Source organism: Pseudovibrio sp. Tun.PSC04-5.I4 (assembly GCF_900104145.1).
Taxonomy (GTDB): Bacteria; Pseudomonadota; Alphaproteobacteria; order Rhizobiales; family Stappiaceae; genus Pseudovibrio.
On the sequence record NZ_FNLB01000006.1, the window covers coordinates 1,326,497 to 1,340,472 of the forward strand.

The following is a 13,976-nucleotide window of genomic DNA, read 5'->3' on the forward strand; positions in this document are numbered from 1 at the left end:
CGTCAAACAACCGGCTTACTGCCGTTCTATATGAGTAAGTTACAAGGGAGACTTTCATGTCATACAAAAAAGAAGCAAGTTTGTCACGCCGCGCATTACTTGGCGGCACAGCTAAAACAGCCGCTGTTGCTGGTTTGGGTGCTGTCGCAGTCGCTAGCGCAGCTGGTGGTATCACTGCAGCGCAGGCATCCGAAGGCAGCAAAGGGTTTGTAGCTCCAGGTGAACTGGACGACTACTACGGCTTCTGGTCCTCAGGCCAGTGTGGTGAACTTCGCATTCTCGGCGTTCCATCCATGCGTGAGCTGATGCGTATTCCAGTGTTCAACCGCTGTTCCGCAACAGGTTGGGGTCAGACTAATGAATCCAAAAAAATTCTTCAGGAAAACCTCCTGCCAGAAACCAAAGCGTTTCTAGCAGCTCAGGGCAAAGACACCTACGATAATGGTGATCTTCATCACCCGCATATGTCCTTCACCGAAGGTCGTTATGATGGTCGTTACCTGTTCGTGAACGATAAGGCAAACACACGCGTTGCGCGTATTCGTCTTGACGTTATGAAAACGGACAAGATCATCGAAGTACCAAACGCACATGATATTCACGGTCTGCGTCCTCAAAAATGGCCTCGTACAGGGTATGTCTTCGCAAACGGTGAGCATGAGGCTCCGCTCGTAAACGACGGCACAATCCTAGATGAGCCAGACAAGTACAGCTGTATTTTCACCGCGATTGACGGTGATACAATGGAAGTTTCTTGGCAGGTAATTGTTACTGGAAACCTCGATAATTGTGATGCTGATTATCAGGGCAAATACGCATTTGCGACCAGCTACAACTCAGAAATGGGTACCAACCTTGCAGAGATGACTGCGTCCGATATGGACCATTGTGTTGTCTTTAACATCAAGCGCATCGAAGAAGGCGTTAAAAACGGCGACTTCCAGCTGCTGAACGGCGTGCCTGTTCTCGATGGCCGTAAGGGCTCCAAATACACTGCATACGTTCCAGTACCAAACAGCCCACACGGCTGTAATACTGCACCAGACAAAAAACACGTTGTTATTGCGGGCAAACTGTCTCCAACAGTAACTGTTATTGACGTAACTAAGCTTGATGCTGTGTTTGATGGTGCTGAGCCACGTTCTGCTGTTGTTGCTGAGCCTCAATTGGGTCTTGGTCCTCTTCACACTGCATTCGATAATAACGGTTTTGCTTACACAACCTTATTCCTCGACAGCCAGTTGGTGAAGTGGGATGTCTCCAAAGCACTTCGTGCATACAATGGTGAAGACATCGATCCAATCCATTCTAAAATCGATGTTGCTTACCAGCCGGGTCACAACCATACATCCATGGGTGAAACTCTGGATGCAGATGGTAAATGGCTTGTTTCACTAAACAAGTTCTCAAAAGATCGCTTCTTGAACGTTGGTCCTTTGAAGCCTGAAAACGAGCAGCTCATCGACATCTCCGGCGACGAAATGAAGATCGTTCATGATGGTCCTGCATTTGCTGAGCCGCATGACGTGATTATTGTTGATCGTTCTGTTGTAAACCCAGTATCTATTTGGGATCGTAATGACCCAATGTTTGCAGATGCTGTTGCTCAGGCAAAACTTGACGGTGTTGACCTGGAAGATGCTGAACATGTTATCCGCGACGGCAACAAAGTTCGCGTATACATCAGCTCTTATGCGCCAACATTCTCTTTGGAAAAGTTCACCGTTAAGCAGGGTGACGAAGTCACCATCTATGTCACCAACATTGATGACATAGACGACCTGACACACGGCTTCTGTATCTCTAACTATGGTCTGGCTATGGAAGTTGCTCCGCAAGCAACAGCCTCCGTAACCTTCATTGCAGAGCGTCCAGGTGTTCATTGGTTCTACTGCAACTGGTTCTGTCATGCACTGCACATGGAAATGCGCGGCCGTATGTTTGTTGAGCCACGCGACGCATAAGGGAGTTGCGGGCATGACAAGGTTCTTCTGGCAAATACTGCTAGGGGCAACGGCTTTGGTTGGCGTGGGGCTATCTGCTCACGCCACCGAGATCATTGTTCCTGCACAGCTCGATGCCTTAGCCCGCGCCTTAGAAAAGGCGCAGGACGGAGACGTTTTGCGCCTTTCTGCTGGAATTCATCAGGGACCGATCATTATAGATCGGTCTTTGGTGCTCAAAGGTGAGCCAGGCGCAGAGCTTAAAGGCAATGGCAAAGGCTCAGTTATTACTGTCGAAGCACCAGATGTGGTCGTCGATGGGCTGGTGATCACCGGTTCAGGTCTTTCTAATGAAACTCTCGATGCGGGCGTGAAGCTGACCAAAAAAGCAGACCGTGCCCGAATTACTGGCAATAAATTCCTCAATAATCTCATAGGTGTGGATGCCCATGGTCCAGATGACGCCTACATTGCTGACAATCTGATTGAAGGTCGGCAGGATTTGCGCCCAAATGAGCGCGGTAATGGCATTTATGTTTGGAATTCGCCAAGACTAGTGGTTGAGTACAATACCATTCGCTATGGCCGCGATGGCGTGTTCGTTAACACCAGTCCAAAAGATACGTTTAGAAACAACTATTTCGAGAATGTCCGTTTTGCTATCCATTACATGTACGGCAACAAAGGCACTATTTCCGGCAATGTTTCCGTAGGCAACAACATCGGTTATGCGCTGATGTTCTCAAACAAACTGACGATCAAAAATAACATCTCCAAAGGAGACCGGGATCACGGTTTGATGCTGAACTATGCAAACAACGCGGTCATTACTGGCAACTACATTCAAGGCACCCCCGAAAAGTGCCTGTTTATGTACAACGCCAACAAAAACATAGTGTCAGGGAATACCTTTAAACGGTGCGAAATCGGCGTTCATTTCACCGCAGGATCAGCAAACAACAAGTTTTCAGATAATGCCTTCATAGGTAACAAAACTCAGGTGAAATACGTTGGCACACGGCATCTGGAATGGACTTATGAGGGGCGCGGAAACTTCTGGAGCGACCATTCAGCTTTTGACATGAACGGCGATGGCATTGCCGATACAGCCTATCGTCCCAACGATATGGTTGATCAGATCCTCTGGACACAGCCTGCAGCGAAATTGCTGACCGGAAGCCCTGCAGTACAGCTGTTGAGCTGGACACAGTCGCAGTTCCCAGCGTTTTTGCCCGGCGGAATCGTGGATACAAAGCCGCTGATGCACCCACCGGAAATAACAATGCCGAAGGCAGGAGCAAGAAGATGAATAACTTAGTTCTTCGAGCTGAGAACGTCCGCAAAACCTTCGATGGACGGGACGCTGTTAAAAATCTGTCGTTTGAACTTGGAGGTGCAGAAAGGGTCGCACTTTTAGGTCACAATGGCGCAGGGAAAACAACTTTTTTCAAAATGGCACTTGGTTTCTTAAAACCAAATGAAGGGCGGATCGAAGTTTTGGGTGCAGAGCCTGGCAGCAACCATGCCCGTGCATCAACTGCATTTTTACCTGAGTCCGTTGCATTCCAAAGAACCCTGACTGGCGTTGAAGTCCTTAAGTACTATGCAAAGCTCAAGGGTGAAGATTCAAAGAAAGCTGTAGCACTGCTTGAAAGAGTAGGGCTTGCTGAAGCTGGAAAGCGCCGTGTTGGAACGTATTCCAAAGGCATGCGTCAGCGCCTCGGTCTGGCTCAGGCCTTGATTGGAACGCCAAAACTGGTTTTGTTAGATGAACCAACCAGCGGACTTGATCCAATCTCACGCCAGAATTTCTACGATCTTGTGACTGAAATCTCTGCCAATGGTGCCACTGTATTGCTGTCCTCCCATGCACTCACAGAGATGGAAGCACGGACTGATCGAATTCTGATTATGTCGCAAGGTAAATTGGTCGCCAATGATACGCTTGATCATCTGCGTACCGCAGCCAGACTTCCAATCCGTTTAAAAGTAAAAGCCAAGGAAGAGCCTGCCGAGCAGTTGGCAATCAGACTTGGCGGTACACCGGTGAATTGCCGGTCCGTTGAAATTTTGTGCGCACACGAAGATAAAATTGCGCGGATTGCAGCGGTGGCAAATCTTGGTTCAATGATCGAAGACATTGACGTCCATCTGCCAACTCTGGATGACGTCTACAAACACTTCTCTGAAAAAGCACATTCCAAAAATGAAGCAGGGGAGGCCTAAGATATGTTTCAACGTATTCTTACTGTAGCCCATCAAGAAATTCGGATCGGCTTGAGAAACCGCTGGATTTTGCTGGCAGTGGTTATCCTGAGCGCCTTTTCATTGGCGTTGGCTCTTCTCGGTTCTGCACCCGCCGGTACGCTGGACGTGAGCCGTATGACCATCACCGTTGCATCACTTTCCAGCCTGTCAGTCTATCTGGTGCCGTTGATTGCACTGCTGCTCGCATTTGATGCTGTCGCCGGAGAGATCGAACGCGGAACCTTGTTGCTGATTTTTTCGTCTCCGATTAAACGCAGCGAGTTCTTGATTGGTAAAGCAATCGGTCATCTCTGCGTTCTTCTGCTCGCTCTCACATTGGGTTACGGCTCCACAGCTGTCTTACTGGCCGTAACTGGGAGTGGTGACTTCAGCGGGCTGATTGATTTTGCCCGCCTGATTGGCACATCTGCAATTCTTGGCCTCGCCTTTCTTGCTCTGGGTTACATCGTAAGTTGCCTGGTTCGTCAGGTGACGACTGCCGCAGCAATGGCAATCGGCATCTGGTTGGTGTTGATCGTGCTATACGATTTGGCTCTGCTTGGTGCCTTGGTGACCGACAGCGATGGTTTCTTTGCATCCAGTGTGTTCCCGTATGCGCTCCTTGCAAATCCGGCTGATGCATTCCGTCTCTTCAACCTGTCAGCACTTGACGCTAACGCAATGGTTGGCGGTATGGCCGGAGTTGCAGATAGTCTTCCATTCCCGCCGATTGCTGCTCTTCTTTCCATCCTTGTCTTTGTTGGAGTAGCAATGTCCGGCGCAATCCTGCTTCTTAAGAGGGTTTCCCCATGATAAGGAACATCATAGCAATTGCAGGTCTTTCCTTGTTGCTTGCAGCATGTCAGGAAAAAGAAACAGTCACTAAACCTGTAGCCATGGAATTGAGCACAGAAGCGGCTGGCTTTTATTGCCAGATGACTGTGCTCGACCATGATGGCCCGAAGGCACAGATCCACTTAGCTGGAAGTCCATTTCCCCTCTGGTTCTCGCAGGTACGAGATGCGGTAGCTTTCACCAGATTACCTGAAGAATCCAAAGACTACGTCGCAATCTATGTAAACGACATGGACAAGGCTGAAAGCTGGAAACAGCCGGGAGATAACAACTGGGTGGATGCAGATCAGGCATACTTCGTGATCGAAAGCTCGCAGATTGGTGGCATGGGGGCACCGGAAGCAATTCCATTTGGGTCTAAAGAAGGCGCCGATAACTTCGCAAAGGACAAAGGCGGTAAGGTCGTTCGCCTAACAGACATCCCAGACGAATACGTACTTAGTCCAGTAGAATTTGAACTAAGCGATGCATCTGACAGCTAATTTTGAATGCATACGGTACAAAGATCAAACGCCCCAATTGGGGCGTTTTTTTAATTTTGAAGTATTGCCGAAACAACTAGCTTTCGTGGTTGCCTGAATAGGTAACTTTCAGGCTGGGATCTCCGATGACGATTAGATCTTCTGGAGTGCACGTGACACTTTCAGTTGGAGAGCTATCAAAGGTTCGAAATTTCAAAGATCGATGGCCGCAAATCAATGAAGTCTCACCGCAGACATAACCCATTTCTTCACTAGGTTTATGCTTGACGATAGACCCGAGAACAAGAGCACTCTGCGCTATGTCTGCTGAAAATAGACTTAAGAAATCTAGGTCTGAAGATGCATCTGCTTCACAAGCAGTCGCATTTTTTAGCATGTCACCAATGATATCAGTCCGCGCATGCGAATGATTAGCTGCAGTACTATTAGAATTGTCAGCGCGGTTAAATTCGAAGGGCATAAGAGTTCTTTCAAGTTGAGAACTAAAAGCAATTACTAAAATTGGCTAAGTGCAAAAGTAGTTACGTCACTTGGCAGTAGGCACTGTGGCACAATGGATATATCGCAGCGAGTTTTTAAGTAGTTACCAAAAAGTTGTGAAGATGACTACACCAGCAGGGACCTTTCTCTTCTCACTCAGCGCTACTCCAGGACGGCAAACAGCGACTAATAAAGAATAAATTGGATTATAAATCCATATATTATATTTTATCGATTGAAAAGGATTATAAATCCAATATTGGAGCAAACTGAAACATACATATATTTGAAATAGTGATCACTAACCTACCAAATACGCTTTAATATTCAGTGTGATAGGCTGCATTGTGCGGTACCAATAGAGTGTCCTACTAAATGAATTCTTATGCATGGCGTCAAAATAATCCTCAGGAAATCTGAGGCTTCCGTGCTCGAAGAACAGGACGAATACTCCCGCCAATTCAAGAGGCACATACCACGAAGCATTCCATTGTATTTCCAAGTGTTTCGATCGCTATTCATTGAATTGGTATAAGCGGCAAAATCTGTAAATTATAGGTAGTTCGGAATGGATATTATCTCTTGTGCTAGAGCTATAACTAAACTGCGTGATCGTATTTCAGAACACGGTTTAGAGATATTCACTGACAACAATCAGATGAATTACGCATATTTTATGAAAGATACTGGTAAACGCCCCGGAGAGAATGTGGGTGTTACTTTTAATACCATCCCACCGGAGAATTCCATTTTTATATATATATGCGAGGCAGGCGAAACTCTTTCTCGTAAAACAATTGGTGTTTGTGCAGCACGGCTAGACAGTTTGGGGGAATGGTCTCTCGCCGATTATTGGAAAGTTCATCTTCAACGCATTTACACTCATGAAGACGGTGGTATGCCTTGTATGAAGGATGAACAACCCTCCTTTGCAAATAAGCAACCTGGCCGGGTCGCATATTTGGGGGAACTGTGGGTCTCCAAAGATAAACGGGGGTTGGGTCTTGCAAAAGATCTCGTCCAACTTGCCATGCTGCTAAGTTGGGTGAATTGGAAACCGGATCTCGTCTATGGCTTCATGGTCGATGATCACGTTACCAAAGGATTAGCTTCCAAATATGAATGGGGAATGATCAAGCCTATGGCCTTGCGTTGGGAACGCTATCCAAAAGAAATCCCCCACGATCTTTGGTATGTGGGAAGTTCCCCTGAAGATCTGGAAGATCTTGCATACCGATTATCTCAATAGGCTGCAAAGGAAGGGCAAGGGACGCAAGCAGAACCTTGCCCGTCTTTAAATGCATCGGAAAAACCAAACGTGAGTACGTAACCCAGACACTTTCTGTTTCACTCACGCGCAAATCAGAGGAGATGACATCTAATACGGGGTGGTGATCAGAAACAGCAGCTCGGTATCCTTCAGCCACATAACTCCGAAATTGGAGATCCAGATCAGAGTTTATCTCTTCAGAAGAGCCATTCCATTTGTCACCTAACACTTTTGAAGCAAGTGTTTTACTGCCCGAATAAATAATCTCAGGCGTATCTTCTAGAACGTATTCACCCTTGAACTGAACAAGGTATTCAAGGTAGGGGAAAAAATCATCTGTCATTTTCCCACCGGCGCGCTCCCACAGAGAGAGTATCTCAGTGATAAAATCACCATGAATGGCTCTGTGTGCACCATGTATTGGGCAGTTCTTGATGAACCTGCTACGCATCCTGATGATGGCTCCTCATATGTCGCACAACAACGAGCATTTGCCGAAGCCGGTCCATAATGATTTCCTGCTGAGCGTACGTGATCGCTTTGTAATCCTCAAAACCGAATTCTTCCAAGGAAGCTGCTTTTACAAAAGCCAGAAGATCTTCAGTTTCCATAAGCGTCAGAAACTCACTGTAGCGCTGCTCCGTTGAAACCGGTGCTTTTTGCGTTTTTTCATTAGTTTGAAGAGTTTGGGAGGCCGAATCCATAAATCAAAACTCCAATGGAACAAAACAATAATGATGAAAATACAGGGTTCCTGCGTAGGTACAAGTGCGTTCTGAATACTCAACTCAGCGCTGTTGCATAACTCGGGCTTTGGCGTAATCTTGACTGAAGTTTCCTTCTCTAAATATCCTGTCTATGCCGTTCTAAAACAATAACGATCGCCGACACAAGTTTCCCAAAGCTAGATGGTGGATTCAACTGATCGGAGTATAACGAGAGCTTTCACAGTCACGGTGAGTTGACGGAAGAGAACGTTGGAGATCCAATAACGGTTCCTGGACTGCAGGACCAGGTTGAGGATCCAGTTGCGTCATATTGAGGATTGATTTTATGATGAAATATCGTTTGAGCGATGCGCAGATTGTCGCAATATTGAAGTAGAACGAAGGCGGCATTCCAGTTGCTCAACTGTGCCGTGAGCCTGGCATGAGCGCAGCCTCCTGTTATAAATGGCGTTCGAAGTATGGTGGCCTTGAAGCGCCTATGATCCAGTCGATGAAGCAGGCGGAGGATGAACTGCGCCGCTTCATGAAAATGTACGCAGAGCTCAGCCTACAAAACGAACATTCGAAAGAAGCTCTTGGAAAAAAAAGACTAAGGCCGTCTCAACGTAAAGAGATAGCCCGCATAGCCGTTGCGGCCAAACAGGTATCGATTATTTTGGCGTGTCGTACATCTGGTGTGAGTCCGCGTTGTTATCGCTACATGCGGATTTTAATTGACGAGAATGCGTTGATTGCCGATTGGTTGGTGCGCTTGACGTGTGCCAATAAAACCAGAGAGTGAATTATGCCGAAAAATTTGAGTTCAGCTTTCATTTTTGAACTGTGGAGGGTGTTTTATCGCAATCCCTGCTTCTCGAAGCATTACCTCTGCCACGTCAAAGCTGTGATCCAAAGCGCCATCGTTTTTAGGGGGTGGAGGTGAAACCACCTCAGAGATTCCAGATTGGATGATAGCTCTGGCGCAATCAGCGCAAGGGAACCGGTTGATGACAATTGTGCTGGATTGCAGTGCTGTGCCTGTCCGGGCTGCATTGTAAATCGCGTTCCTTTCGGCGTGTTCCACCCAGAAGAATTTTTCGCCACTTTTTCGATCATACCGGGTGTTATCCGCGCCACTTACACCGCGTGGTAACCCGTTATACCCGGTCGCAAGGATCACTTGGCCGGGTCCAAAAATAACAGCACCCACATGCCTGTCGCGATCATCAGACCAACTTGCAACGGTTTGGCACACCTCCAAAAAGCGAGTGTTCCATTGTTCATCTTTAGACGTGTCAGGCATGTGATTTCCTTTATTCAACCAGCAAAGCAATAGGCTGTCTTAACAGTCGTATAGAATTCAGCAGCATAACGCCCCTGTTCACGAGCACCAAAAGATGACCCTTTGCGCCCCCCAAATGCGACATGATAATCAACTCCGGCTGTCGGCAGATTGACCATCACCATACCCACATCCGCTTGACGTTTGAATTCCCTTGCAGTTTTTAGGCTTGATGTGCAAATACCGGCAGTCAGACCAAAAGGTGTGTCATTGGCAATTGCCATTGCTTCCTCAAAGCCAGCAGCTTTGATCACGGAACCGCACGGACCAAAAATTTCTTCCTGGTTGATACGCATCGCGTTATCGGTTCCCAAAAACAGGGCTGGGGCCTGAAAGAAGCCGTTTTTGCCAAGCTCTAAACGTTGACCACCAATGACTTCGGCCGCTTCGGAGCGCGCCAGATCGACGTATTTCAGGTTGGACAAAAGTTGCTTTTCATCCACCACAGGGCCGATGTGGCTGGAGGGATCAAGTGCGTCCCCAATTTTCAGGTTAGACATCGCCTTTGTCATGGCGTCCACGAATTCATCGTGAACACCAGCTTCTACGATCAGGCGTGATGAAGCCGTGCAACGTTGTCCGGTAGAAAAGAACGTCCCGTTGATGCAGGCAGGCACGGCAATTGAAAGGTCCGCATCATTCATAACGACCATGGGATTTTTACCACCCATTTCCAGCTGAACTTTCTTCAATTGCTTTCCGCAAACCTCTGCGATGTGACGTCCGGTTGCGACAGAACCGGTGAAAGAAATTGCGTCAACGTCCGGGTGGGAAATGAGAGCTTCGCCCACAGTGGACCCACGCCCCATAACAAGGTTAAACACGCCATTGGGGCAACCACATTCCACCAATAATTCAGCGATTATGTGCGCACACCCCGGCGTGAGGTCTGCTGGTTTCAAAATCACACAATTGCCATGAGCCAGTGCCGGAGCAATTTTCCAGGCAGGAATGGCAATCGGAAAATTCCACGGCGTAATCAGCCCCACCACGCCAACGGGCTCCCGTGTTGTTTCAACGTCGATATCTGGCCGAGTTGAGGCTTGCAGGTCACCAACCTGACGCAAGCATTCGCCTGCATGGAATTTAAACACTTGAGAGGCGCGCATGGTTTCGCCAACGCCTTCTGCAAGCGTCTTTCCTTCTTCTCTGGAAAGAAAGGCCCCAATTTCCTTGCTCCGTTCAGCAAGTTTGTTGCCAACAGCATCCAGTAGATCAAACCGTTGCTGCGGGGTGGAGTTGCGCCAAGCTTCCTGTGCCGATTTGGCCGCAGCAACCGCAGCCTCAACGCTGGACGCATCACCGTAGGAGTATTCGCCGATGACGTCTTCCGTATCCGATGGGTTAATGTTGGGTTTGTAGTCCCCAAGCTTCTGCCATTTCCCATTAATCAGGCTATCATGTTTTGTCATTTCACTATGCTTTCGTGTTTTATTCGGACAGATAGCTCAATTGGCTCGCCAGTTCGTCGAGTTTACTTTTGGTTTCTTGGTTTAATGGACAAAAAGGCGGGTGGACGTGCTCCCACGCTGTTTTCCGCATTCGTTTTGAAACCAGGTATTTAATCGAGGGCACGAGATATGGCCCCGCAATTTGCGCCCGAATTTCCCCGATGGTCCTTAACTGGTCAGAATTATCATTGTGTCGGTTGGCCCAAACTTTGGCGCAGAGTTGGCCTGTGTGATTTGTGGTTGCGGAAATGCATCCGGTAAAATTTGAGTGTGCGGCTTCGCCAAGGGACGTCTCCGAGCTTGGGAACACTTTCATGCCCGACATGGCGCTGCTGATCGCTCTGCAATACTCCAGATTTCCGGAGGAATCTTTGATCCCACAAAACCGGTCAGGTGCGGATTTATGCAAAGTTTCAATGGCTTCAATCGGAATTTCCATTCCCGTCATCTGAGGGTAATTGTAAAAATAGATTGCAATTTTGCGGTCACCAAGGGCAGCGTTCAGTCGGTTGTACCAATCAACAAGTCCTTCATTTGTGATTGGCTTGTAGTAATAGGGGGGCAAGACCAAAGCGACTGGATAGCCCAGGTCGTCGGCTGCCAGCGTCAACTCAATGGTTTCTTGCAAGGAGGGGGTTCCCGTTCCGACCATGAGCTTGTTCTGGTCCAGCTCAGTGGCCGTCCAGCTCATGATCTCCTTGCGCGTTGTTGCTGAAAATGAGTTCGCTTCCCCTGTAGAGCCAAGTATATTTAACCCATCGCACCCGTTTTCTAAGACCCATCGGCAGTGTTCCAAGAACATCGCCTTTTGCGGTTGGCCATTTGGATCCACAGGTGTGGGTACAGCTGCAATAATACCATGCATCTCAATTCCTTAATCTTTAACTTGAAGTCATTGTTGAGGGGCAATTATTGGCGCTGCCGCAACTATTGGATGATCAATTTCTGTCGTGTTTGAACTACTCCACCCACCAGGTTCACCAAGACCTGTGACTGTATCCTCGAAATACTCTCGATTAACGCGAATGAACTCCATGTCATCGGGCGCAACTTCGTCGTCGTACCGGATGGCATCAACTGGACAGATGGTTTCGCACAATCCGCATTCGATGCATTCAATTGGATGAATGTAGAACATTCGCCCACCTTCATAGATGCAATCTACTGGGCAGACCTTCGTACACGCCCCATCTTTAACGTCGATGCATTCCCCTTTAATAATCAGTGCCACAAGCGCCTCCTCTATTTTCCGCGCCAGACTGGTGCCCGCTTCTCGCGAAAAGCGGTTACGCCTTCCTCGGAATCTTCGCTCAAAAGTGCGCGTAGAGTAGACGGCAAATTGATGGAACTCGCGGCTTCGATGCTCAGATGCGCGGTGTCGCGGATCGTTCGCTTGATGGAGGCAAGAGACAGCGGGGCGCATGACACAATATCTTTGACCCAGGTTGCGACTTCCGCGTCCAGATCAGCCCGTGGCACAACCGCATTGACAAGCCCGTAATGCTTGGCTTCTGAAGCCGACATCATGCGACCTGTCATCATCAGCCCGGCAGCGATTTTTTCAGGGATCATGCGTTGCAACATCGTCATTCCCCCTGCCATCGGCAATCGCCCGACCTTGGCTTCGGGCAGTCCGAAACGAGCGTCGTCGGTTGCGATAACGATATCGCAACCCAAGACCATCTCCATGCCGCCGCCAAGTGCAAATCCGTTGATTTTACCGATTATCGGGACGTTCAGTGTTTGACGCGAGGCAATGCCACCAAAACCATTGGGATTAACGGATGCCCAATATTCCAGCCCGCTTGCATCAGACTCTGATTTCAAGTCTGCACCGGCACTGAAGGCACGCTCACCAGCCCCTGTTAAAACCACACAACGTACTGATGTATCGGCTTCAATTTTCTGCCAGATACTTTCGAGTTGCTCAGCCGTTTCCTGATCAACTGCATTCATTCTGTCGGGGCGGTTTATTGTTACCGTTGCCACACCATCTTTGAGGATTAGTTGGACAGTCATGATGCAACCTTTTCAACATGTGGAGCGCGTAAGTTGAATTCTGCAATGACTTCTTCGGTGTGCTCGCCCAATTGAGGAGGGGGACGGCGAACAGAGACAGGTGCGTCACTCAAATGAACTGGCGAACCAATGAATGTAACGTCACCGAGGATGGGATGATCCACTTCAAGCAACATATTATTGATCGCAGTTTGCGGATCTTCCAGCGCTTCGCCCAAAGTTCGGACTGGAGCACATAGCAAATCCTGCGCTTCAAGCCGCTCTAGCCAATATTGTGTTGTGTTTTTTGCGAAATTCTCTCGAAACACGTTCTGTAAGAATGGTTTGTTTTTACGCTGTGCGGATAAATCTGGATATGTTGGAGACAGGTCATCAATACCAAGGGCTGTGCAAATGTCCTGCAGCGGATTGATCTTAAAGGCGCCGACGACGACCAAAGACCCATTCGTGGTTTCAAAAACGCCTGTCAGTGGCATGGCCGCCCAATTCAGGACTTCACGATGTTTGCTCCATTGTGCAGCTTCCTGCATCTGCATTGCGATCATGGAATCGTAAAGGGAAACACCGACTTTTTGACCGACACCGCTTTTTTCACGTGCCAGCAAGGCGGCAAGTACACCTTGGACAAGGTGCATACCGGCGGAATAATCACACAACGTGGTTGGATAGATCGACTTGGGAATTGAAGGGTCAGATGTCTTTTCCATTACGCCGCTCATGGCCTGTGCCAATACATCTTGGCCGCCCTTGTGTGCATAAGGTCCGGTTTCACCAAAGCCCGTGCCCGAGGCGCAGATGATCCTTGGATTAATCGCTTTTAACGTCTCATACCCAAACCCGAGGCGATCCATGACGCCTGCTCGGAAATTGTCAACAACGACATCGGAAGCGCGCACAAGGTCATAGACCATTTGCTTGCCTGTATCCGATTTTGTGTCGATGGTGATAGATCGTTTATTTCGATTCAGCGATGAAAACACAGCATTGTTCATCGCTTCAACCGAGGTTTCACCATAGAAGCTTCGCGACAGATCGCCGGACCCAGGACGTTCCAATTTTATCACGTCGGCTCCAAAATCAGCCAACATCTGCGTGGCGCAGGGGCCGAGCATAACTTGGGTGAAATCTAAAATCCGCACGCCATCCAGCGGGTGTCCACTAATTTCAGTCACAGATTGAT

13 protein-coding genes and 1 pseudogene are annotated in these 13,976 nt (G+C 48.3%); 7 read left to right on the forward strand and 7 right to left on the reverse strand.

Annotated elements, in window-relative coordinates:
* Nucleotides 1-56 precede the first annotated feature (56 nt).
* The 6 genes from nosZ to BLS62_RS30745 all read left to right on the forward strand — a co-directional run bounded on the left by nosZ (nt 57) and on the right by BLS62_RS30745 (nt 7,256).
* On the forward strand, nt 57-1,964 hold the full coding sequence (nosZ, locus tag BLS62_RS11150; RefSeq protein ID WP_093180592.1) for a TAT-dependent nitrous-oxide reductase: 1,908 nt from the start codon (nt 57-59) through the stop codon (nt 1,962-1,964).
* A 13-nt stretch (nt 1,965-1,977) separates the two neighbouring features.
* A complete protein-coding gene (locus tag BLS62_RS11155; RefSeq protein WP_093180595.1) occupies nt 1,978-3,252 on the forward strand; it encodes a nitrous oxide reductase family maturation protein NosD in 1,275 nt (424 codons plus the stop codon).
* Complete coding sequence (locus tag BLS62_RS11160) at nt 3,249-4,169, forward strand: ABC transporter ATP-binding protein (protein ID WP_093180598.1); 921 nt, start codon at nt 3,249-3,251, stop codon at nt 4,167-4,169. The genes BLS62_RS11155 and BLS62_RS11160 overlap by 4 nt, the downstream gene beginning before the upstream one ends.
* 3 nt (nt 4,170-4,172) lie before the next feature.
* Nucleotides 4,173-5,003: an ABC transporter permease gene (locus BLS62_RS11165; RefSeq protein WP_093180600.1), complete on the forward strand. Its 831-nt coding sequence runs from the start codon at nt 4,173-4,175 to the stop codon at nt 5,001-5,003.
* The gene (locus tag BLS62_RS11170) at nt 5,000-5,527 is read left to right on the forward strand and encodes a nitrous oxide reductase accessory protein NosL (protein WP_093180603.1); all 528 of its coding nucleotides are present in this window, start codon (nt 5,000-5,002) and stop codon (nt 5,525-5,527) included. The genes BLS62_RS11165 and BLS62_RS11170 overlap by 4 nt, the downstream gene beginning before the upstream one ends.
* Before the next feature lie 1,048 nt (nt 5,528-6,575).
* Nucleotides 6,576-7,256: a hypothetical protein gene (locus BLS62_RS30745; protein WP_143521542.1), complete on the forward strand. Its 681-nt coding sequence runs from the start codon at nt 6,576-6,578 to the stop codon at nt 7,254-7,256.
* Between the two features lie 464 nt (nt 7,257-7,720).
* Here BLS62_RS30745 and BLS62_RS11185 read toward each other — a convergent pair whose 3' ends face one another.
* Nucleotides 7,721-7,981, reverse strand: a complete 261-nt coding sequence (locus BLS62_RS11185; protein WP_093180612.1) for a hypothetical protein — start codon at nt 7,979-7,981, stop codon at nt 7,721-7,723.
* 349 nt (nt 7,982-8,330) lie between these two features.
* Here BLS62_RS11185 and BLS62_RS11190 point away from each other — a divergent pair.
* Nucleotides 8,331-8,777, forward strand: a pseudogene (locus BLS62_RS11190) (transposase); the annotation flags it as partial.
* Nucleotides 8,778-8,807: 30 nt separating this feature from the next.
* Here the strand turns inward: BLS62_RS11190 and BLS62_RS11195 are convergent.
* From BLS62_RS11195 to BLS62_RS11220, 6 genes are read right to left on the reverse strand one after another with little or no spacing between them, the layout of a single operon-like run.
* Complete coding sequence (locus BLS62_RS11195) at nt 8,808-9,287, reverse strand: deoxycytidylate deaminase (RefSeq protein ID WP_093180617.1); 480 nt, start codon at nt 9,285-9,287, stop codon at nt 8,808-8,810.
* Between the two features lie 14 nt (nt 9,288-9,301).
* The gene (locus BLS62_RS11200) at nt 9,302-10,738 is read right to left on the reverse strand and encodes an aldehyde dehydrogenase family protein (protein WP_093180620.1); all 1,437 of its coding nucleotides are present in this window, start codon (nt 10,736-10,738) and stop codon (nt 9,302-9,304) included.
* A gap of 19 nt (nt 10,739-10,757) precedes the next feature.
* The gene (locus tag BLS62_RS11205; protein ID WP_093180623.1) at nt 10,758-11,642 is read right to left on the reverse strand and encodes a dihydrodipicolinate synthase family protein; all 885 of its coding nucleotides are present in this window, start codon (nt 11,640-11,642) and stop codon (nt 10,758-10,760) included.
* Between the two features lie 27 nt (nt 11,643-11,669).
* Nucleotides 11,670-12,008, reverse strand: a complete 339-nt coding sequence (locus tag BLS62_RS11210) for an indolepyruvate ferredoxin oxidoreductase subunit alpha (protein WP_093180626.1) — start codon at nt 12,006-12,008, stop codon at nt 11,670-11,672.
* 11 nt (nt 12,009-12,019) lie between these two features.
* Nucleotides 12,020-12,796 carry an enoyl-CoA hydratase-related protein gene (locus tag BLS62_RS11215; RefSeq protein WP_093180629.1) on the reverse strand — a complete coding sequence of 259 codons (777 nt, stop codon included), beginning with the start codon at nt 12,794-12,796 and terminating at the stop codon, nt 12,020-12,022.
* A complete protein-coding gene (locus tag BLS62_RS11220; protein WP_093188778.1) occupies nt 12,793-13,959 on the reverse strand; it encodes a CaiB/BaiF CoA transferase family protein in 1,167 nt (388 codons plus the stop codon). Before BLS62_RS11220 ends, BLS62_RS11215 begins: the two co-directional genes overlap by 4 nt.
* Nucleotides 13,960-13,976 lie beyond the last annotated feature (17 nt).

Coding starts and splice junctions, on each gene's coding strand:
- BLS62_RS11195 (WP_093180617.1), bottom strand. CDS start 9,287: ATGCCTGACACGTCTAAAGATGAACAATGGAACACTCGCTTTTTGGAG.
- BLS62_RS11160 (WP_093180598.1), top strand. CDS start 3,249: ATGAATAACTTAGTTCTTCGAGCTGAGAACGTCCGCAAAACCTTCGAT.
- BLS62_RS11205 (WP_093180623.1), bottom strand. CDS start 11,642: ATGCATGGTATTATTGCAGCTGTACCCACACCTGTGGATCCAAATGGC.
- BLS62_RS11215 (WP_093180629.1), bottom strand. CDS start 12,796: ATGACTGTCCAACTAATCCTCAAAGATGGTGTGGCAACGGTAACAATA.
- BLS62_RS11200 (WP_093180620.1), bottom strand. CDS start 10,738: ATGACAAAACATGATAGCCTGATTAATGGGAAATGGCAGAAGCTTGGG.
- BLS62_RS11185 (WP_093180612.1), bottom strand. CDS start 7,981: ATGGATTCGGCCTCCCAAACTCTTCAAACTAATGAAAAAACGCAAAAA.
- BLS62_RS11165 (WP_093180600.1), top strand. CDS start 4,173: ATGTTTCAACGTATTCTTACTGTAGCCCATCAAGAAATTCGGATCGGC.
- nosZ (WP_093180592.1), top strand. CDS start 57: ATGTCATACAAAAAAGAAGCAAGTTTGTCACGCCGCGCATTACTTGGC.
- BLS62_RS11155 (WP_093180595.1), top strand. CDS start 1,978: ATGACAAGGTTCTTCTGGCAAATACTGCTAGGGGCAACGGCTTTGGTT.
- BLS62_RS11170 (WP_093180603.1), top strand. CDS start 5,000: ATGATAAGGAACATCATAGCAATTGCAGGTCTTTCCTTGTTGCTTGCA.
- BLS62_RS30745 (WP_143521542.1), top strand. CDS start 6,576: ATGGATATTATCTCTTGTGCTAGAGCTATAACTAAACTGCGTGATCGT.